Origin of the sequence: Planococcus halocryophilus (assembly GCF_001687585.2) — a bacterium.
In the GTDB taxonomy this organism is placed as follows: Bacteria; Bacillota; Bacilli; order Bacillales_A; family Planococcaceae; genus Planococcus; species Planococcus halocryophilus.
On record NZ_CP016537.2, the window covers coordinates 2,674,663 to 2,696,372 of the forward strand.

At 42.5% G+C, this 21,710-nt stretch carries 8 protein-coding genes; 1 reads left to right on the forward strand and 7 read right to left on the reverse strand.

Annotated elements, in window-relative coordinates; genetic code table 11:
• Positions 1–37 precede the first annotated feature (37 nt).
• The 5 genes from BBI08_RS13305 to BBI08_RS13335 all read right to left on the reverse strand — a co-directional run bounded on the left by BBI08_RS13305 (position 38) and on the right by BBI08_RS13335 (position 16,979).
• The gene (locus BBI08_RS13305; RefSeq protein WP_065528207.1) at positions 38–706 is read right to left on the reverse strand and encodes a hypothetical protein; all 669 of its coding nucleotides are present in this window, start codon (positions 704–706) and stop codon (positions 38–40) included.
• Positions 707–787: 81 nt separating this feature from the next.
• The gene (locus BBI08_RS13310) at positions 788–4,441 is read right to left on the reverse strand and encodes a S8 family serine peptidase (RefSeq protein WP_008496945.1); all 3,654 of its coding nucleotides are present in this window, start codon (positions 4,439–4,441) and stop codon (positions 788–790) included.
• Positions 4,442–5,822: 1,381 nt separating this feature from the next.
• Positions 5,823–10,082: a S8 family serine peptidase gene (locus tag BBI08_RS13325; RefSeq protein ID WP_008496944.1), complete on the reverse strand. Its 4,260-nt coding sequence runs from the start codon at positions 10,080–10,082 to the stop codon at positions 5,823–5,825.
• A 1,024-nt stretch (positions 10,083–11,106) separates the two neighbouring features.
• A complete protein-coding gene (locus BBI08_RS13330; RefSeq protein ID WP_237146545.1) occupies positions 11,107–14,610 on the reverse strand; it encodes a DUF6359 domain-containing protein in 3,504 nt (1,167 codons plus the stop codon).
• 197 nt (positions 14,611–14,807) lie between these two features.
• Positions 14,808–16,979 carry a 5'-nucleotidase C-terminal domain-containing protein gene (locus BBI08_RS13335; protein ID WP_008496941.1) on the reverse strand — a complete coding sequence of 724 codons (2,172 nt, stop codon included), beginning with the start codon at positions 16,977–16,979 and terminating at the stop codon, positions 14,808–14,810.
• Between the two features lie 326 nt (positions 16,980–17,305).
• On the opposite strand from BBI08_RS13335, the gene BBI08_RS13340 reads away from it, so the two are divergent.
• Positions 17,306–18,427 carry an acyltransferase gene (locus tag BBI08_RS13340; protein WP_237146546.1) on the forward strand — a complete coding sequence of 374 codons (1,122 nt, stop codon included), beginning with the start codon at positions 17,306–17,308 and terminating at the stop codon, positions 18,425–18,427.
• A gap of 233 nt (positions 18,428–18,660) precedes the next feature.
• On the opposite strand, the gene csaB is transcribed toward BBI08_RS13340, so the two are convergent.
• Positions 18,661–19,785: a polysaccharide pyruvyl transferase CsaB gene (gene csaB / locus BBI08_RS13345; protein WP_008496939.1), complete on the reverse strand. Its 1,125-nt coding sequence runs from the start codon at positions 19,783–19,785 to the stop codon at positions 18,661–18,663.
• On the reverse strand, positions 19,782–21,695 hold the full coding sequence (locus tag BBI08_RS13350) for a DUF5693 family protein (RefSeq protein ID WP_065528210.1): 1,914 nt from the start codon (positions 21,693–21,695) through the stop codon (positions 19,782–19,784). The genes csaB and BBI08_RS13350 overlap by 4 nt, the downstream gene beginning before the upstream one ends.
• Positions 21,696–21,710: the final 15 nt, after the last annotated feature.

The window sequence follows — 21,710 nt, forward strand, 5'->3', positions numbered from 1 at the left end:
GCCTAATATCCCTATTAGAAAAATAGATTATTTGAGTTTACCGGCTCCTGATATATGCTTCTATTTCTTCGTCGCTTTGAACATCCTCTATTTCCTGCAAGTCTAAAACAATTTGTGACCGATCCCAGCGGTTGTATAATTTAATTTTCTGAACATCGATATCGTGATTTCCCACAAGATTCAACACCGCAATTATGGATTCGATTTCGGATTTTTCAATGGTTTCGTAACTCGTTTCGGTTTCTAGCGTTAGCCAGCGAATGCGTTTCTCGTTTTTTATATTTTCCAAACCAGTTTGTACAAGCAAACCACTTAACGGTTTTTTAAATCCAATCTCTTCTATTTGTGGCAAGATTTTTTCTGCTTGTTCTTTTGCTTCATGCTCTGCCAACATAATTTCGTAATCATCATGGTAAACGGTGGCGTAATCTACGGTTTCGAATGTGACTGTGAAGACCACATCTTCTTGTTCTTTAAAAGCCATTCTATAACTTTTGCCATCCACAAAGTTGTCAGGTGTAATATTTATAAAGATAGCGTCCATACCATATTTTTCTTCGATAAAGGCTTTCGCTATCTCGTCTTCAGTTCGGGAGTCCTCAACTTTATCGAAAACAAACATCCCCACGTACCAAAGTATGATTAGCGTTCCTACACCAATCGCTAACACACATGCCGCTAAGATTCCTAGGAGTATCTTTTTCATTTTTGGAGCCCCCCTTTTGACCTATTATAACCTAAAACAAAAAGAAATAGCTGAGACAACTTCGTCTCAGCTATTTCGGCATTATTTTGTAATTGTAAAGTTTTCTTCTGTCACGTTGCCTGCTGCATCGATTACTTTTAAGGTAAATTCGTTTTCACCTGAACTCTCCACTGGAACATCGATTGTAATGTCTTCCTCAAAGCTATTTTCTCCGTAAGGCTCGCTCATGGCGTGGCTATATACTTCACTATCGATTAAATACACTTTGATTTGGTCCATATTGTCGGTCACATTAAACCTTACTTCCGTACTGTTCTGGTCAGCTTCTACTGTTTCTGGAACATCCACTAGTTCGATTTCTACAGGTTTTGTATCGATTAACACTTGGCTGCGCACTTCTAGTTCGTTGCCCGCTTCGTCAATTGCTTTCGCAAAAATATCGTTACGGCCGTCATCGAGTGTTAAAACGTGTTGGAAAAACAGACCGTCAAAACGCTTCGCTTTTTCGCCGTTTACTGTAACCGACACGATGCGCGAGCTGTCTTCTACACTGCCAAACACCTCGACACGTTTTGTACCTAGCACTTCAAAAAGTCCAGGTGCTAGAATAGAAACTGCCGGTTTTTCTGTATCGGCAACAGCTCCTGTTAAGAACACCGTGGTTTTATTGCCAGCTGTGTCATGGAAAACCGCTGTTAGTCGATCGCCTTTATTGATCGTAACTGGCAGTTTGTAGCTGGTGGTTTTCGGCGCTAGCGATTCGTCTTCAAAGGTATCGAGATCTTCAGTAAGTTCGACGCCGTTGTGGAACACTTCCCAGCGGTCCGCTCCGCCGCCACCTGTGTTATCGGTAAAACTAGTGACGTTCACGGTATTGGTTGATCCGTTGAGCGTCGCAGTTGCAGTTGGTGCGACTGTGTCAACAAGAATTGGCATTGTTAAGGTTTGCCATTCAGCATCTGGATAATCAATGACCGCACGCATTTCGATTTGATAGCTGCCGTCTTTGACGGGTTTGCCGAGCACTTCCCCGTTCCATTCGTTGATGAAATCGTAATAATACGAAAAGTATTCAGCGAAGTTTTTCACTAAATTCTTTTCCGTTTGCAAGGTCCGCAGTTTTTTGCCATTCGCGTCGAGTACATTGACTTCTAATTGCTTGGCATTTCGCAAGAGCGAGAACACCGGAATAATCGATTCCCGGCTGCCATCACCATTTGGTGAAAAAGCAAAACCTTCTGGCACAAAGCCTTGTTGATGGCTGCCCCCATTTATAATTTGTCCGTTTTCGTCGGTCAAGAACGTGGTTGCGTAAAACGTATCGGGATTCCACGCGACATCATCAAAAACATGCGCGTCGTCCCACCCACCGTTAAAACCGAAATACGGTACGGTAAGCGGCGTGTTGCCAGTCACTTCTTCGTTGGCATCGGTTAATGTAATAAATCCATCAATAAAGTACCCGTTCGTAAACGCCGCAAATTCTGGACGTCCGCGTAAAGTCGAGATATCGATTGTCACACTGATTTCCTCTATGCCGTTTGCTGGCACTGTAACGGTATCGGGTAGAGTGATATTGACGAGATCTGTCACAACGTTCGAGCCGGCACGATTTGGATCGGTAATATCAATTTTCCGATCCGGGTGTTTAATTGTGTAATCGGTTTGTACGCTGACTGCAACTTTATACGTCGCATCCGTATCCGAGAAATTCTCAGCTTGTAGCGTCATCGTAATAGAATTGTCTTTAATTTCTTTTAACGCGACTTTAGCGTCACCGGTATTTTCGTCCGTCACCATCACATCGGTCGATAGTGCGTCATGCAACTGCATGAGACCCGCTCCTTGACGACGCGGCGACACATATTGCCCGGGAATGAGTTCCACGGGATTGGCCGTGTTCATCAATAAGTTTTTCGCAAACTCGACGCGGTCCCGACCTTCTAGTCCCAGCTCTTCAATGCGCTGGAAGACAAGTGCTGTTCCGCCTGCTACATGCGGTGCCGCCATAGAAGTTCCACTCATTAAGCCGTATTCATTGGCGTTAAGTGTGGAGAAAATATTACCTCCTGGTGCGGTAATTTCTGGTTTAAAATCCAAATTGGGTGTTGGTCCCCAAGAGGTAAATTCACTCATTTTGCCGGCATTTGGATTGGGTGTTTCCAGTTGTTGGCCGTCAAAAGCAACGGTAACTTCTTTTCCTGCATCCAACTCTGCTTTCATCGCCAATCCATCTTTTTGCAGTGTCGACAAAAACGGAATTTGGATATACGGATCATATTCCATATTGACGGGTCCTGTCGTGTTGTTGTAAATAATGACACCCGCAGCACCCATTGATTCTGCCAAAAAGGCTTTTTCTGAAAACGGAATAATGCCTCGTTCAATTAAAGCAAATTTGCCAGTTACATCTTTTCCATCAAAATCTTCTAGTTGTCCAAGACCTACTTCGACAACAGGGTACGATTCTTTAGGTAACGTTGTCGGATCGATGTCATTTGCGGCTATATAGAGTGCTCGACCGGTTTGGACACCGTCTACTTGATACGTAAAACTTTCTGTCGTGATTACACTATTTTCAAAAGATGCGACACCTAACGAGTCCATCGCGATTCCCGGTGTGCCGATTAACCCGTAATCTTGATTTTTCGCAAACGGTGATTGGAATCCTGATCCCAACATGTCTTCATTACCAGCAGATATGGCAACCAGTATGCCGTTATTTGTCGCGCGTTCAACTGCTTGCTGCTCTGGACTTGATGTATCCACAAAGCCAGCCGTTGCGCCGAGTGACATATTGATGACGTCTGCGCCTAGTTTAATGGCGTCATCGATTGCTTTAATGTAAATATCTCCAAAAGTCGTCGGATACATGGCGTCATTGCCGAATACTTTCAGCGCTAGCAATTGCGCTTCTGGAGCAACTCCTTTAATGCCGCCATTTTCTTCATCGCCATTGGCCGCGATTGTTCCCGATACGTGCATACCGTGCATCGATGCCGTTGGGGCTACGTCCCGGATTTCCGAATTGGCATCCATATAGTTATAGCCAAATGGCACTTTGTCTGTAAAAAATGCCCCTTCTTCAATGCTGTGATCTGAAACAAACTCTTCGACTTCCGCCTGTGTTAATGCAGCCGTTTCGTTATCGCTCAATATCATATCTCGGTGACTCGGGTCGATTCCCGTATCAATCACCCCGACAATCATGCCTTCTCCTTTAAAGCCATAATCGCGCCAAGCTTGTTGCGCTTGCACGAGCTCTTTTGAATGTTTCATGAGCGGCTCTACTTCTGGCCGTTCGTATTCGGTTGCCTCATAAACCGCCTTCACATTCGGCAGCTTCTCGATTTCTGCGACTTGTCCCGCTTCAACTTCTGCAGAAAAGCCATTAAACACTGCCGTAAACGTTTCGAGATAATCGATTTTCGGTGCTACTTTAACAATCGCCATTTGCGCAGCTTCTTGCTTTACTAGCGCTGCTGCTTCAATTTGCTCTTTTTGACGCTCTGGCAATTCTTTATACAGAATACCTTTCGTCGTCGCCGCTTCAATGGTCGGCTCTTCTTGTAACTCAATAATGATACGCACCTTTTCTTTTGGCGATTGTGGCTTCAACATCGCTTTTGTCAAATTAACTTCAGGACTTGGTGCTTCTGACAGCACTTGGCTCCCAAAAGCGACAAAGCTACTCCACACCAATACCAAACATACCAATACACGCGTTTTCCCCATACGTGTTCCTCCTCTTAAACGAATATTATCTTAATTATCAAATAATTAAATCAACTTCATTTTTCCAGTAAAACGACCAAAAGTCCATGGTTCCAAAGCTATCTTATTTGTGGGATTTCGGGAGGGTTTTTGGGTATTTGGATTATTTGGGATACTGGTTATTTCCTTTTTTTAGGTAATTTAAATAGGTTGATAATAGTCGCCTTCGGCCGCTTTGGGCATGGCTTTCGCAAGAAGCCGAGAAGTGCATTCGTCTTCTCGCTTCGTCTAGCCCTTGGCGCTCCTCGGCTGGGTAGTTGGTTGATATAGATAGAGCTACTTTTTTTGATTAGTAGCTAGTGTGAAGTTCTAATAGTCGCCTTCGGCCGCTTTGGGCATGGCTCCCGCGATAAGCCGAGAAGATCACTCGTCTTACCGCTTCGCCTAGCCCGTGGACGCTCCTTGGCTAGGTTCAGATGATATAGCTGATGAATATACTTTTTATATGGGAGGAGTGAGTGCAGGTTCTAGAGTCGCCTTCGTTCGCTTTGGGCATGACTCCCGCGATAAGCCGAGAAGATCACTCGTCTTACCGCTTCGTCTAGCCCTTGGCGCTCCTCGGCTAGGTTCGGATGATATAGCTGATGAATATACTTTTTATATGGGAGGAGTGAGTGCAGGTTCTAGAGTCGCCTTCGTTCGCTTTGGGCATGACTTTCGCAAGAAGCCGAGAAGTGCACTCGTCTTCTTGCTTCGTCTAGCCCTTGGCGCTCCTCGGCTGGGTAGGTGGTTGATAGAGTATGGGCAAAATGCGGCAGCTATTATTTTAGGCTGTTCGCCACGCGAACAGTTTTCAATCAGTTTTTTGAACTTGGGGTAAAACAAATGTAGATTCTGAAAAAGTGATGAATTGGTTGAGAATTTTTGAGTTCATGTAAAGAGCTGAAAAAGTCGGGTAAAGACGTCAAAAGTTCATGTAAAACGTGAAAAATTTCGTGTAAGAGGACTGCATTCATGTAAGGCGGTCGAAAAGTCATGTAAACAGCTGAAAAGTTCAGGTAAGAGGTTAAAAAATTCATGTAACAGCTAAAAAAATTCATCTAAAAACTCTCAAACCCAACCCATAAAAACGATCCGCTATGCTCCTCTAAAATGCCAGCGTTTCGCATGCGAAACGCGATAGTACAAATAGCTACGTACCAATTCCTAATATGGATATAAAAGTTATCATGGCATTCTAACTCTATACCATGCGAAGAAACCTAAGAAAGAGCGAAAGATGGTGAAAGCCCGCGGCAACTGTAGCGATTTCTTATACAACAAAAAAAACAAGCAATCAAAAATCTGATTGCTTGCCTGATTTATTTACAGAAGAATTTTTACGTTTCTTCTATAGAATAGCTTATTTCAATAGATCCATCTTATCGAGGGCGCGGTAAAGGACTGCCGCTGTTTCGCCTCGTGTGATTTTTGCTTGTGGGTCGAAAATGTTGCCTGTGCGACCTGTGATCAAGCCAAGTGCGTAAGCTTGTGCAACAGACTCACTTGCATACGTTTTGATTTTCGCGCTGTCCGCAAATTTATGCGTTGTGTCTAAGCCTTCTAGTAACGAAGCTTCTTTGTATTCGATCGCACGCATAATCATCACCGCTGTGTCTTGGCGAGAAATTGGTGCTTTCGGATCGAACGTGTTGTTTGGCAATCCAAGAACGATGCCTGCACGAGCTGCGGCTTCGATTTCTTTTGATGCCCATGTTTTGCTTGGTCCTGCATCTGTGAATCGGCCTTCATAATCTTTTAATGGCAATTCCAGTGTGCGGGTTAGCAATACTGCAAATTCAGCACGTGTTAAGTTTTCTTGTGGTGCGAAAAGTGTATCGGTTTTCCCTTTAATGATGTTTTGGGAAGCTAATGCCTCAATTTGAGTTTTTGCCCAATACGTTTGAATGTCGCTAAATGTTACTTTTGCTGCTTTTGTGATCGTGAATGTTTTTTCAGTTTCGTGGCCGGCTGCGTCTTTCACCAATACCGTGTAATTGTTGGCACCGATTTTATCGACCGCTACTTTAGTTTTGATGTTTTGGTTAAAGCTTGCTTTACCGTATGGTTCAGACATCGCTTTTTTGAAAACTTCGTTGCCATTTACGTATGCGGAGATATCGTCCATATTGTCTTTCACATTAAATGTTACTTCAACTTCAGAGACGTTTGCTCCAACTGCTTTTGGTGCACTGACGATTGAAATAACTGCTGGCGTTGTGTCTACTAAAATCTGGCGACGAATTTCCATTTCATTGCCAAACTCATCCACTGCTTTAACAGTTACGTACTGTGAACCGTCTTTGAATGTTACGTTGTGTTTAAAGTTCGTGCCGTCAAATTCTTTCGCTTTGACGCCGTTGACAGTTAGTGAAACGATTTTCGAATCGTCTTCTACTGTCCCCGAAACTTCTACTGTTTTTTGGTCATATACTTCTAAAACTTCTGGTGATGTAAAGAAGATTACCGGTGCAACTTTTTCTTCTTTCGAAGAAGCCATCAACTCGACTTCTGTTACGTTGCCAGCGATGTCGTAAAAGACTGCTGTTAGTTCATCACCTGTCTTCACTGCTGTTTCTAGCTTGTAAGAAGTGTTTGAAGGTGCCAAAGATTCGTCGGCTTGCGTGTCTTCGTTTTCTGTCACTTCTTCACCATTCTGATAAACTTCCCAACGGTCTACGCCAACGCCTGAAGCGTTATCCGCAAATTTTGATACCGTGATTGTTTTTGTAGCTGCGTCATAAGAAGCTGCTGCTTCTGGCGCTACCGTATCAACGATAATTGGGAAACTAATTGATTGCCATTCTGCGTTCGGGTAGTCAATCACCGCGCGAAGTTGGATTTGGTACTTGCCATCTTTTGCTTGTTTTCCATTAATCATGCCATCCCAGCCGTTTAACGGGTCGAATGTATAGAAATAACTTGTTGAATAATGTTTCGTCAAATCTGAAGCGGTACGGATCGTCCGTAACTTTTTACCTGCTGCGTCTAATACGTTCACTTCAAAGTTCTTCGCGTTTCTTAATAAAGAATAAACGGGAACTGCCACATCTTGCAATTCATCACCGTTTGGTGAAAACGCAAAACGTTCAGGAACAAATTTCCCTGTATGTGTGCCCCCTGTGATATCGTTTCCTGCTTCATCTGCTAATTGTGTGATACCGTAGAAGCTCGCATCTGACCACGCGAATTCATCAAAAATGCGTGCGTCGTCCCATCCACCGTTAAAGCCGAAATACGGAACGACTAATTGCGTGTTGCCAGTAACTTCTTCATTTTTGTCTGTCAAGGTTACAAAACCGTCAACGAAAAATCCGTTAATAAATGCTGCGTATTCTGGCATGCCTTTCAGTGCTGAAACGTCTACTGTTACTGTAATTTCTTTTGTTCCATTTGCTGGAACTGTGATGGTTTTAGGTGCATCGATTGCCACATCTTCTGTTACAACATAAGATCCTGTGGCATTTGGTGCTGTAACGTTTAACTCTTTTAATTTTACCGAGTTATCCGTTTGGACATTTACAGCTACATCATACGTTGCTGCTTTATCTGATAAGTTTTTCGCTTCCAATGTGAACGTGAACTTATCGTTTATGATTTCTTTTAATGCTACTTTTGCGTCACCTGTTGCTTTGTTTGTTAGCATCACGTCTGTGGATAAAGCATCATGCAACTGCATTAATCCAGCTCCTTGACGACGTGGTGAAACATATTGACCTTTAGAAAACTCAACAGGGTCTGCTGTATTCATCAATAAGTTTTTCGCGAATTGTACGCGCTCGCGACCTGATAGGCCAAGTTCCTCAATGCGTTGGAACATTAACGCTGCTCCACCTGAAACGTGCGGTGCTGCCATTGACGTACCACTCATCAAGCCGTAGCTATCGTCGTTAAGTGTCGAGAAAATATTACCACCTGGTGCTGTAATTTCAGGTTTGAAATCCAGGTTAGGTGTTGGTCCCCAAGATGTGAAATCACTCATGTTTCCAGCATCCGGGTTTTGAATTTCAAGAAATTCACCATCGAATACGACAGTCACCTTTTTATTCGCATCTAATTGTTCTTTCATTTTCACACCGTCTGCTTGTAAAGCGGACATAAATGGAATTTTGATCGCTGCATCTGACGCCATGCTGATCGTACCAGTTGTGTTGTTGTAAACAATCACGCCTGCTGCGCCTGCTGCTTGAGCTGCTAATCCTTTTTCAACAAAAGAAATTTCTCCGCGCGAGATTAACGCGAATTTCCCAGTGAAATCTTTCCCTTCAAAATCTGTAGGTTTTCCAAGTCCAGCTGCCAATACTTCGTAGCTTGCATTTGGTAGTTTTGTCGGGTCTGCATCGTTAGCTAACAAGTACAATGCGCGTCCTGCTTGTGTGCCGTCTACTTGATACGCCAAGCTTTTCGCTGTAATCATGTCGTTTTCAAATGACGCGACGCCAAATGAATCGATTGACGTGCTCGGTGATCCTGTCAATCCGTAATCTTGGTTGTCAGCACGCGGATAAGAATATCCAGAGCCCAACATGTCCGAGTTTCCGGCTGAAATTGACATTAAAATTCCGTTATTTGTCGCCCGTTCCACTGCTTTTTGTTCTGGGTTTGAGGAATCCACAAATCCTGCAGTTGAGCCAAGTGACATATTGATAACGTCTGCCCCTAATTTGATCGAATCATCAATTGCTTTAATGTAAATATCCCCATAAGTTGATGGATATAGTGGATCGTTCCCAAATACTTTCAGCGCTAATAATTGCGCTTCTGGTGCAACGCCTTTAATGCCGCCATTTTCTTCATTGCCGTTTGCGCCGACTGTTCCGGCAACGTGCATCCCGTGCATTGAAGCTTCTGGTCCTAGGTCAAGAATTTCGTTGTTGCCATCCATATAGTTATAGCCAAATGGCACTTTTGCTGTGAAGAATTTACCGTTTTCGATTGATTTGTCAGTCAGTAACGCAGCGACCTCTGATTTTGTAATGTCGCCAGTTGCGTTGTCTGTCAATACCATGTCTTTGTGGCTCGGATCAATTCCTGTATCGATGACTCCAACAACAAGTCCTTCGCCACGGTAGCCATAATCTGTCCATGCTTGTTGCGCTTGGACCAATGCTTTTGAGTATTTCATTTCGGGTTGAACTTCTGGACGTTGATATTCCGTCGATTCGTAAACAGCTTTAACGCCGTTTAGGTTTGCGATTTCTTCAACTTGTCCGGCTTCTACTTCTGCGGAAAATCCGTTAAATACAGTCGTGAAGTTTTCAAGATATGTAATACGAGGAGCGATTGAGGCAATAGTAAGTTGAACGGATTCTTGGTCCGATACGACTGCTGCTTCTAAACTCTCTTTTTGATTGTCAGGTAAGTTTTTGTAAAGTACACCTTTATTTGTAGCGCTTTCAATTGCCGGTGCTTTATCGAGTTCGATAATCACGCGCACCTGTTTTTTCGGATCTTCTGGATCTACGAAAGCTTCAGGAAGGTTTAGTTCCCCTTCGTTTAGCGTAACGTTTGGCACGCTCGATGAGTTTACAGCTGCCGAGATGCCTGTCAGTCCGAAAAGAGCCGAGCTGAATGTCATCATAAAGACTAAAGCCAACAATAAAAACGGTTTTAACTTCGTCAATTTTTCTCCCCCTTTGAATCTAATTCGCAATTATATGGAATTTTTATAATTGCACAACAACTTAAATTTACCATATTTTTTCAATGTTGCAAATGATATTTGGAGATAATTTGATATTATTAGCTGTTTTTAAGAGGTATTTACTAGGTATCGCTTGATATTATTTAGTTTCTCGAATTAATAAAAATATTTTTAAGAAATTTTGTTTTTTTCACTTTCGCTTTTCGCTTGCGAAAAGCTGGCATTTTAGAGGAGCGAAGCGAGTCGTTTTTTGGGGTTGGGGTGAGTGTTTTTTACATGAACTTTTGAGGTGGTTACATGAATTTTTGACGCTTTTACATGAACTTTTCGAGCTCTTACATGTATCCACTCCGCTTACACGAACTTTTTCACTCTTTACCTGAACTTTTGACGCTCTTACATCAACTTTTGACGCTTTTACATGAACTTTTCAATCTCTTACCTGTATCCACTCCGCTTACACGAACTTTTTCACTCTTTACCCGAACTTTTGACGCTCTTACATCAACTTTTCGAGCTCTTACCTGTACTTTTCGAGCTCTTACATGTATCCACTCCGCTTACACGAACTTTTTCACTCTTTACCCGAACTTTTGACGCTCTTACATCAACTTTTCGAGCTCTTACATGTACTTTTCAATCTCTTACCTGTATCCACTCCGCTTACACGAACTTTTTCACTCTTTACCCGAACTTTTGACGCTCTTACATCAACTTTTCGAGCTCTTACATGTACTTTTCAATCTCTTACCTGTATCCGCACTCTCTCCACCCTCCACGCACTACAACTTGAACCCCACCCTCACCTTGGTACACAAGTTCAAAAACTGATTGGAAGCTGTTCGCGTGGCGAACAGCCTAAAAACAGTTATTACTTTTTATCCACTTGCCTTCACATTGAAGATCTAATTTTTCAAGAATTACATATACAAAACCTTGATCTTCCCAGTTAACTAAAAACCAGCCCCACTCGATGGATCGAGTGGGGCTGGTTTCGTGACTATTACTTTTTCTTCATTTGGCCTTTATTGGTTACGACGGTGTAATTGCCTAGTTCGTTAATGCTAAGCGTGAATACGTCGCCGGCCAATTCGCCTTGGATGATTTTCCATTTTCCTTTTTCATCTTCACGGGCACCAAATTGGATTTTGATGTCGCTTGTTGTGTCGAATGCCAATGTAACCGGTAGAGTGAATTTCAACGGTAACTCGTTGCCTTCAGCATCCGTTAAGAACATGTTGATTTGATTTGTTAAAGTAGGGCGTTTGTCGACTTCTGTTGCGTCGTCTACGGCTAGGTTTAAGACAAATCCTTCTCCAGCGGCGTTTGCGATTTGCTGCAGATGGCTCGCTGATAACGTTAAATCAGCTGTTGGCATATCGATCAGCAAGTCTTTTCCGCTTTCAAGTAATTTCGCAACGGTTCCTTCTGTGAACGTAATAGCAAGTTCGCCGTTTTCACCTGGTTCGCCGGCAGTTACTACTGCTTGGTCTCCAGAAAGATCAGGTTTTGCTGTTTGTTCGCCTGGAACTGCTGGTTTTTCAAATGAAATTTGTGCCAGTAATGGATCGTGATCTGATGCGCGGCCATGTTCTTCCATGAACATCGCATTAATGTGCACCATATCTAATTCCGTACGTTGTGCCAAGTTGTTTGTCACAAGTAAGTGATCGAGCACTTGCGAATTTCCTTGGTAATAATACGAATAACGATCTTCTAATGGTACGTCTTCGACTTTGTTTGTTAAAATGTCGCCTTTTAATGCTTGTAATGCTGGCGTGAATTCGAAATCGTTCATGTCGCCTGCAACGATAACATTAAGGTCTGGATTTTGTTCAAGTCCATCTGCGATAAAGCCGTTAATCGCTGTTGCGAGTTCGATACGTTCTTCTACAGAGCCTAAGAATGGAGGTTGATTCTTGCCGAATAATGGCTGATCTCCACCTTTAGAGTTTAAATGAGCACCGATCACGACAACTTGCTCGCCTTGGAAATCAAATTGAGCAGCGATTGGTTTACGTGTGTTTGGCATTGCGATTGGTTGAACACGACCTGGGTTTAATGCAAGTTCGCCGTCTACCCATGAGTTCGTTTCAGTCGCTGTGCCTTTTGTTCCTTCAGAAAGTGTAACGCGTTCTGGGTTGTAAAGATAACCTACGCGAATATTCCCGCCTGGTTGTCCGCCGTCTTGATTGTATTCAGGAGCAATGTCAGTCCAAGCGTATGTTGGACCGCCTGCAGCTTGAATGCCTTCGATTAAACGCTCATAACTTGCTGTCGCGTCACTATTTCCTGATGTAATTGGACCATCGTTATCTTGTACTTCTACCATAACGATAATATCTGGTGAGTTTAGGTCGTTAACAAATGATTCTGCAATGCGTTGAGCTTTTGCATCAGATGTGTGTGATGGGTCTGCAGAAAAGTTTTCTACATTATACGCAGCTACTGTTAGTTTTTCTTCGTCTTTTGCAATCCACGTTTGTTCTGGCTGCGTGCCGCCGTCTACTAATTGTGGAAGGTCACTTTCTCTAGACCATAGTTTGTAATTTCCAAAACCAAAGCCTAGTACGCCGGTAATGGTTCCATTGAAAGAGTCCCCAGCTTTAGCTACGTAGCTTTCATTATCAAAATCGACGATAACACGTTCTGGGTTGTAATCATTTTCTGAAAGCAAAATTCCGCCTTGTTTATGGAATTCTGTGTTCGGTGAGTTTTCCGCAACTACGATTACTTCGCCGTATTTTTGCGGTCCAACCACTTGTGCGTTTGGTACAGCTAAACGCATCAATTCAAGTGATTCCCAGAAATCAATGCCGTCTTCCTCTGGATCAAATGAAGTTAAACCATCGTTGTCGATCTGTTCAGATGGTGGTTGAACGTCTTCTCCGATCACAATTGGTTCTGGCAATGGAGCTGTTCCTGTTTTAGCTACATTCGTTGCGCGAATCCGCGTAATTGGTAAATCGTTATCTTTTGCATCTGAATAGCCTTCTTGGAAATGTTCTTCTACTGTCCCGTTAACTGTAACTAAATCTCCAACTTCGAGACCGTTTGATGCTTTGTTGACAATCAATGCTTCTGACGTTGTGATGTCGTCATCTGGATTGGTATCTTGAATAACGAAGTTTGCTGAGTTGTATATGTGCGTAACTATGCCCTCAATTTCATTGACAACTACGCCTTGATAATTTGAATAATGATCAGTGCCTTGAATGTCCCGGATTTTTAAGTCCCCTGTTTTCAAGACGGTGTATTTGAATGTGAACATTTCAGACGTTTCGTCAGCGATTGCGATTGCTTTAATCGTTACGTCTTTTTGTAAAACGATTGGAACAGAGTATTGCGTGCTACTAGCTGTTGGTGTTGAACCGTCAAGTGTGTAATAAACACTGGCGTTTTCCCAACCAGAAGCTAATGTGATTTCAGTGCCTTCCGAAACGACACCTGGGAAGACATTTACGTAAACGGCTGGTTTGTTGACAAGGTCAAAACTTTCGAAGCCAAGTGTTTTTACTTGGTACGAATCAGAAAATTTCGAAGCGATTCCACTAACATGAACTAAATCGCCTTCTTTGTATTGCTTTGTAAATTGCTCAAAGCTCAGTCCGTTCCGGTTATCATTTCGAATTGTTACGGCTTCTCCATTTTCCGCAACTGCTGAAAACTCGAAAGTACCGTAAGAGTTTACTGATTGTAAATCAGTGATTGTAACGTTTTGCACTTCTACTCGCTCGCCTTGTGTGTCTTCATTGACACCAGCTGGCGTTACGGTTTGCATTTCTGGCAATGGATTTCCTGAAGAAAGAACTTCTATTGTATTCGGTTGAAGTTGCAACTCGCCGCTATATTCAGAAACAGTGCCTGTTAAGCGGACAGTGTCTCCTGGTGCAACGGTTGCACTTGAAGTATAAACAAACATTCCGGCTGTGTTGTCTTGGATGTAAAATGCTTTGCCGCCCCAGAATCCAGTTCCGGTCGTAACGGTCGCATCAACTTGAATCAGTTCACCGTTCATTGTACGTGCTTTTGCAAGTGAATCGACTACAGTCGCGGTCGGTGGTGCTTCACCTGGTGCAAGGATGGTGAAAGCTGTTGGAGATTTTAGACCTGCTGTTTGGAAATAGGCTTCTAGTGATCCAGTAATTGTTACTTGAGCTTTGAAATTAGATGGGTTATCCACTAAGTTCAAACCTGCGCGGATTGATCCAGAAGGCAATTGAACCGGCAAAATTTTCGTTGGATCGGTTTCATCCGCGGAATCAGCAAGCCCTACATTTGTAGCAGATGTAAAAGGCGCTTCCTGATCGTAATTGGTTTTACTACTCGCGACACCTACAATATACCCTTTCACCGTGGCGGTTCCTGAATTATTGGCAATGGCTTCTGCTACCGAAATCGGTTCTGCTGCAGTTGCCGACGTTGCGAAATAAGGCAGTGCCGCCGATAAAACTAACACTAAGCTTAACAAAATCTTACCGAATGCATGTTTAGACAAGTTCTTCACTCCTGACTATTTTTTTTGTTGCCTTTCTATTATAACTGACTTGTGTAAGCGCTTTATATAGTTTTTGTAATTTTCTTGTTAATAAACTATATTTTTATGTAAATTCATATTTCTAGGAAAACTAAAAAATGAACACAATCAAAAACCTCCTTACTTGGCAAACTGATGCCGAGTAAGGAGGTTCCTTTGTTCAGTACTTATTTTGTTGTGTGCGGTGCTGTTAGTGAAGCAACTTTTGCAGTTTCTTCTCTTGTAATCAGCATAGACGGCATGAATTTTCCGTTGTAGCCTTGTACAATTCCAAGGTTGTCCAGAAGTGTAATCGCTTCTTTTGTTTCAGTTGAGTGTTGGCCGTAGTCGGAATACGAAGCGTATTCGTCTACTTTGTACTCACCGTTCACTTTTTCGTAAACGCGGCTGATCATCAATGCGAAATGTGCACGCGAGATTTTTTCGCGTGGGTTAAACGTCGTTGCTGTTTTACCTGTAATGTACCCTTCAGCAAATATGGCATTGATTTCTTTTTGACGCTCTGCTGGCAAATCCGAAATATCCGTAAATGGTGATGCTGGTACTGTTTCTGGGTTTAGTTTCATCATACGGTAAATGATTGTCGCAGCTTCCCAACGTGTCAAATTACTTTTCGTTGTGAATTTAGTATCGCTTGTACCCTTCATGATTCCTCTATGGTACACATCGTTAATGTACGGGTATGACCAGCGATCCATCGCCACATCTGTGATTGGTGTGATGGCGTTGATGCGATTTTCAAGCATTGGTTTTACTTTATCTAACGATTTTGCATGATCGATGAACATTTCATAATCGATGTTTCCTGGCTCACTTACGCGACCAGCTTTATAAGCTGCTTCGAATGACGCAAAGCCATCGCCGCCTTTAGCGGTAAATGTGTTAGTTGCCACTTTGTATGATTTGTTCATGTCTAGTGGTGTTAATTTGTCACCGTTTTTAACATTTACTTCTGTAACGCGTGATCCTGCTGGTTGCGATGGATCAAACGAAAATTGTAATCCAGCTACGTGCAAGAAGCCGCCATTTTCAGCTGGGAATTGACGAACAGCATGCTCAAGAGCTGTTTTTAGTTCTGCTCCCGTCAAGTTCATAATTGCTAAGGAGTTACCAAACGGCATTGTCGTCAAAACTTCACCCACTGTGATGTCGCCAACATTGATCGATGCACGAATACCACCACCATTTTGAACAGCAATCACTGTGTCCGAATCGATTTTTTTAGCTGCTGCTAACATGCCATCTGTGATCAAGTTTCCAAGGTTTGTCTCAGAAGCACGTACTCCGCCTTCGTTACGTCCACCATTAAGGAAAACTTCTGCTGATGCACCAGTAGACTGGTTTTTTAGTTCTTCAATATCTGCTGCGTAAGGTGCTAAAAGTTCAGCTGCTTCTTCGTCTGCAACAACGTCTTTTGCTCCGACTTCATGTAATTTTCCAAGTTGCGATGTAATAACACCATTCTCGTCAAACGTTAAATCCAATTGTCCAAGGAATTTATTGTATTCATTGGCTTGTACAATCACTGTTGGATCTGTATTCCCTTCGTAAATAAATGGTTCGTCCAATTTTTTATGTGTATGGCCACCGACAATTACGTCAATTCCTTCCACTTCTTCTGCAAGCAACTGATCGTTATCGAATTCCGACGAGTCATCAAAACCAATATGCGTCACAGCAATAATTTTGTTGATGCCTTGTTTTTCGAATTCTGCTACAGCTTCTTTAGCAGCTTCAATATAATCAGAAAATGTAATGTCTCCAGGGCTTGAAATTGAAGCGGTTTCTTCTGTTGTCAAACCGAAAATCCCCACTTGCTCTCCATCAATTTCTTTGACAATGCCATTGTAAATTTCACCGTCGTTATAATCACTTGAGTAAGTTTTATTTTGAAGACCAGCCATATCAGCGTCTCCTGAGAAATCTACGTTTGCTGCCACAAGTGGAAACTTGGCACCCTCAACAAACTCTGCAAGAGATTTATGGCCACGCTCGCTAGCCCCTAAATCAAATTCATGGTTACCGAATGTCATGGCATCGTATTTCATCAAATTCATGAATGTTAAATCTGCCTGGCCTTCAAATGTATTAAAGTAAAGCGTTCCAGAAAATACATCACCTGCGTCAAGCAATAGGTTGTTGGGTTGTTCTGAACGAATTTTTTTCACTAGCGATACACGATTTGCTACTTTATCTAAGTTACCATGTGTATCATTCGTGTGCATAATCGTCAGTTCAAAATCTCCTGCTGCCGCTTGCGCTGTTTCAGGTGATTGAACCCCTACTACGCTCGCCGTCAATGCAACTGCAATTGCTGATTTAAACATTTTCCCCTTCATTCGACACCATCCTTTAGATTTTTTGAGCAATCGCTGCCTATGATGGACTGGCTCACTTGAGCTAGTAGAAACGGGCATTGCCCGTTTGTTCAATAAGCGCAATCATTCAATTTGAGTTTAACATATGGGAATTTTTACAACAATAGAATTATTGGAATCTTACTACTAATTCAACAATTCCTTTACATTGTTCATAGAGCACCTCTTCTATAAATTTTGTAAGCTTGTCATGGGCAAAAACATGTTATAATAGCAAACGTGCTTGTTTCAAAGTAGCGCCAGATTTCAGAAAGCTAGGTGATATCATGAATCTATCCCGAAAATATTTGAATGAAGTCCAGTATGCACGAGCCCTTGCCTTGTTTGGCGTGTTTGCTGTCCATTCCTCTTCCACCGGTCTCGGCGGAAGCGATCCGAGCTCAATTGCCTTCGCTTTGTATAATTTTTTCAACATCGCCGGAAAATTGGGCACGCCGACATTTATTTTTCTCAGCAGTTTCATCTTGTTCTACACCTATTACCACCGCGACTTGACGGTGAACCTGTTCCAAAAGTTTTATAAGAAACGCCTATTGTATATCCTGGTCCCCTATATAGTCTTCTCGGTCTTTTATTATGTACTGAAATTAAATTTATATGACACATTCGTAGATTTCCCCACACTGATTTCAAGCTTCCTGACCGCGTTGGCGACAGGAAGAGCGCATACGCACCTCTATTTTGTGTTTGTCAGTGTGCAGTTTTACTTGATGTTCCCGTTCTTGCTGTATTTGTTCAAACGCTTCCGGTTTATCCGTAAGTACGCCATCATCCTTGGAATTATTATCCAATGGACATGGGTCATCTTGAATTCGGAAGTTTTCCAAGTAACGGCTAAAAATTCCATCGCCCTGTCCTACTTCATGTTCTACTTTTTCGGGGCATTCCTTGGCGTCTATTACGAACGTGTAGCTGCTTGGCTTCACGACTGGCGGAAACATTTGCCTGTGCTTACTGGAATTTTTATCGGTTACGGAGCCTCGATTTTCATGTATGTCGGCATGATGTACATGATCCGCACGCAGCAAGGCAGCTACAGCAACCGGCTGCTTGAGTTTGCTTGGAGCACGCATGCATTTTTTGCCGCTGCGGTGATCTTCATCACGGTTCATTTTATCCAGAAATGGAAGGTGCCGAAATTCAAGGCGTTCTTGACGGAAATCGGCGCGGTATCGTTCGGCATGTATTTGATCCACCCGTTCTTCCTGTTGTTCATGCGCAGATGGCTGCCTAGCGGTGAACCACTGATTTTCCATTCCTGGCAGCTGATCACGTTAGCTGTCACGTTCTTCAGCAGTTGGCTGATTGTGCGTCTGTTCTACGATTTTGTTCCACACAGCTGGATCGTTTTTGGCCAAGGCAACCGCGTATTGAATAAACCCAATAAGACGAAAGAAGTAAAAGCATAGTTGATGAGGCATTCCTGTTATTTTGAGGAATGCCTTTTTTTGTTGTGTGGGAGTAGTTTTGGTGCGGTTTTGGAATCGCATGAGGCTGCGGAGTAGTGAGGAGCAGAGCGAGGGAAGCGGCAGCTGCATGATGCGCATCCTGTGGGCCCGAATGCGTCTGCCTAAAGCGATTTCTTCCAAACAAAAAACAGGCTATTTAAAAGGTAGGTAGCCTTTTAAATAGCCTGTTTGGTTTATCGGTTTTCCACTTTCTTGTATGCCAGTGGTGCTTTGCTGGCAGATGGGGCTTTGATAGAGTCGATGACGGCGTGCGCTGTTTCGTTGGCACTTTTTTGGAGAGGCATGACCACTCCGGTGATTTTCTCCAGCTCATCTGGATAGTTCGAGAGAATATGTTCTACCGCCTCTACTAAGCCGGTCGCGTTCCAATCTTTCGACTCAACATGGCCAAGAACTGGCTGACCGACAATATTCGCAAACGAATCAATTTTCGGATCGTAGGATAACGCGACAAAAGGCGTATACCCAACAGCCGCAAAAATTAACGCGTGGAGACGCATGCCGAACAGTACATCCGATTCTTTGATGATAGCCATTTTTTCTTGAATCGTGCTGTCGTGAGGCGCTATATGAGCGCTATTTTTCATCAGCTCAGCCACTTTTCGGGAAGTTTTGAAATCGTGTTTCCCGTGCATTGGGACAAAAACGATTTCTCTCCCTTTTGTAGCTAATTGATCGAGTCCACGAGCAATTTCTTGAAAAGCAAAATCATCATTTTCCCAGTCACGTACTGAGACTGTAATGACTTTTCCTTGAAAATCTTGCTGGGAAAGCCAGCTGCTTTGGAAGCTGCTAGTATCAATTCCCATGACAGGGTCTGGCACTAGCTCAATAGGAGAAGTTACCCCCACTTTTTCCAACAGCTGTTTGGACTGTTGATCCCGTACCGTCAATAATTCTACTGAATTCAAGACATGCTTAACAATCATTTGGTTGATTTTGCTGTCAATAGGACCCATCCCTTGCGCATAGACGAATACCGGCTTTTTCAGCTGTTGGGCAATCTTCATGACGCCGGCATAGTAAGGAATACTTTTACGGCCTGTTTTATCCTGGAGAAGACTGCCGCCTCCGCTAATTAGCCCATCAGAAGACTTGATCGCTGCGCGCACTTCTCTCAGGCTCCATCGGTTAACCGCTTGGACACGATACGTTTCGGCTGTTTTTTCTGGTTTATTGGATAACACCATAATTTCAATATTAGGGTCGTACTCTTTTAACGAATGGATAATGGCGTAGAGGATAGCTTCATCTCCAACATTGTCAAAACCATAATATCCAGATAACACTACTCTCACGCCTGCCACCTCACTCTTATGATAGTCACTATTTTTTTCCCTACATTTTCATATAGCCATATTAGGACAAGTCCTATGATTAATCCGAAGACTATACTATAACCACTTCTAAGCAATGAAATCAAGAGCGGTATATGAAGATGAGTAAAAGTATTCACTAACGATAAGAAACCAATGACCCCTGGTATGAGTAGGAAGTAATATCCTTTTGGATAAGATTTGGCTATGTGAAGCGCTAATACAAATAATGGGAATCCTATAAGGAATTCTTTTGTTCTCGGTCTGACGTATAAAATTTGTTCCAGTAATGAACGTAATTGCAGTTCAATGGTTGAAACCTCTCCAGCATTGCCTGTCCGGCTTAAATAGTAAATAACGATACCACTAAAAATCGCAATAACTATAATGTGCCAGTAAATCACAGGAGCTTTCAAGAGGGTTTCAATTATAGTACGCAAATAAACTGCACTTGTTTTCGAAAGGAATTTAGAATTTATCCAAACTGCATAAACTGCTACAACAGCAAGCGGTACGATATAGATTAATGATACACCTCTAAACAAGTCAATTCCGAGTATATATTGATTACCACTTAATAATACTACAATTAGCCAAATACCAATTGCTGCAATACCGACTGCTTGTGCATAAGATTTTATTAAATACCACTTTTTCTGCGGTTCTTTTTTCAATAAAACCGCCCATATAGGTGCTGTAATGGCAACTGCCAATGCCAGTGCTTTTAAAATCATGCTTTGTTGAATGATGAGATACAAAAGAGCAAACAAAGCAGATCCACTTAACGCAAGGAGCGTCAGTTTTTTATTTTTGAATACCGATTGAGCTGCTAATGTGAGAAACGCAATAACTCCTAGCAAGGCTATAGCGGTTTGCCACAACGGCACACTGTAGGTTTCAAATGTGCGTGAGTCGTCGCGCGCAAAACTTGCTGGTAAAGTTGCATCTACTTTAGTCTGTAAGTTTTGCAAAACCGGTAAAGCTTGTTCATATTTTTCAGGAGTTAAGTTTAAGAAAAACGCTCGGAAATTCCGCTCTTTTGCAGCGCGCACAATTTTCTCTGCGCTTTCTGTAATATTGTCTTCTGTAACACCAAGGCTGTGCAGGCGGACAAGGTTTAATTCGTTAAGATAAGCCAGTTGATTTAAACCACTTTGATCGTTAAATTCGATGCTCATCAACTCATAACCGGCTGTATTCAGCTGCTCACCAAATTTTTTCAAACCGACTGGGTCTGAAGAAAATGGTGCATCGCTACCACTAAACAATACTTTATCGATACCAGGTTGTTTAATCGCAAACAGCTCGTCTGTCATTCGTTCAAGCTGATCTTCATCGCTGTAATTGCCAATCCGCGGAATCACCATCATGCCAGCATTTAATACGGTTTCGATCACTTCTCTATCATAAGTTACCGGTGTTGACAGAATCGTATCGACTTTTCCTGGAATAAACACATAGTCGCTGCCATTTACAGTAAATCTATGTTGTTCTTCAAAAAAACCTTCTGTCACCTTTTCAAAATCAAAAGAAGCGTTTGAATGAATAAATAAACCTGGTCTAGTGAAAGGTGCTTCTAACGGTGCTTGCTGTGTTAGCAGTAAATATTCATGCATGCGTGACGTGCTAACAGCTGTAATCAGTCTTTTTCGTTCAAGAGAACTAACCGTATCTGGTTCTAAACTAACACTTTGAACACCTGTGTTTTTAAAATCCGTTACTATTTGTTTTAATGTCAAATTGGGATCTTCAACCATCCAGTCTAATGTGTATTTATAAGGAACGATGGTTTCAATGCTTTTATTTGCTTCTTCTATCTGTACGCGTTGAACGACTGTTGGAATGGTAAGTACCAATGCGACAAGGAGCATTCCGATTAAAACTTTTTTCACGTAAGTACACACCCT

What these genes read in the sequence shown, in the direction of transcription:
- BBI08_RS13305 (WP_065528207.1), bottom strand. Translation starts at nt 706, where the DNA reads ATGAAAAAGATACTCCTAGGAATCTTAGCGGCATGTGTGTTAGCGATT.
- BBI08_RS13310 (WP_008496945.1), bottom strand. Translation starts at nt 4,441, where the DNA reads ATGGGGAAAACGCGTGTATTGGTATGTTTGGTATTGGTGTGGAGTAGC.
- BBI08_RS13335 (WP_008496941.1), bottom strand. Translation starts at nt 16,979, where the DNA reads ATGAAGGGGAAAATGTTTAAATCAGCAATTGCAGTTGCATTGACGGCG.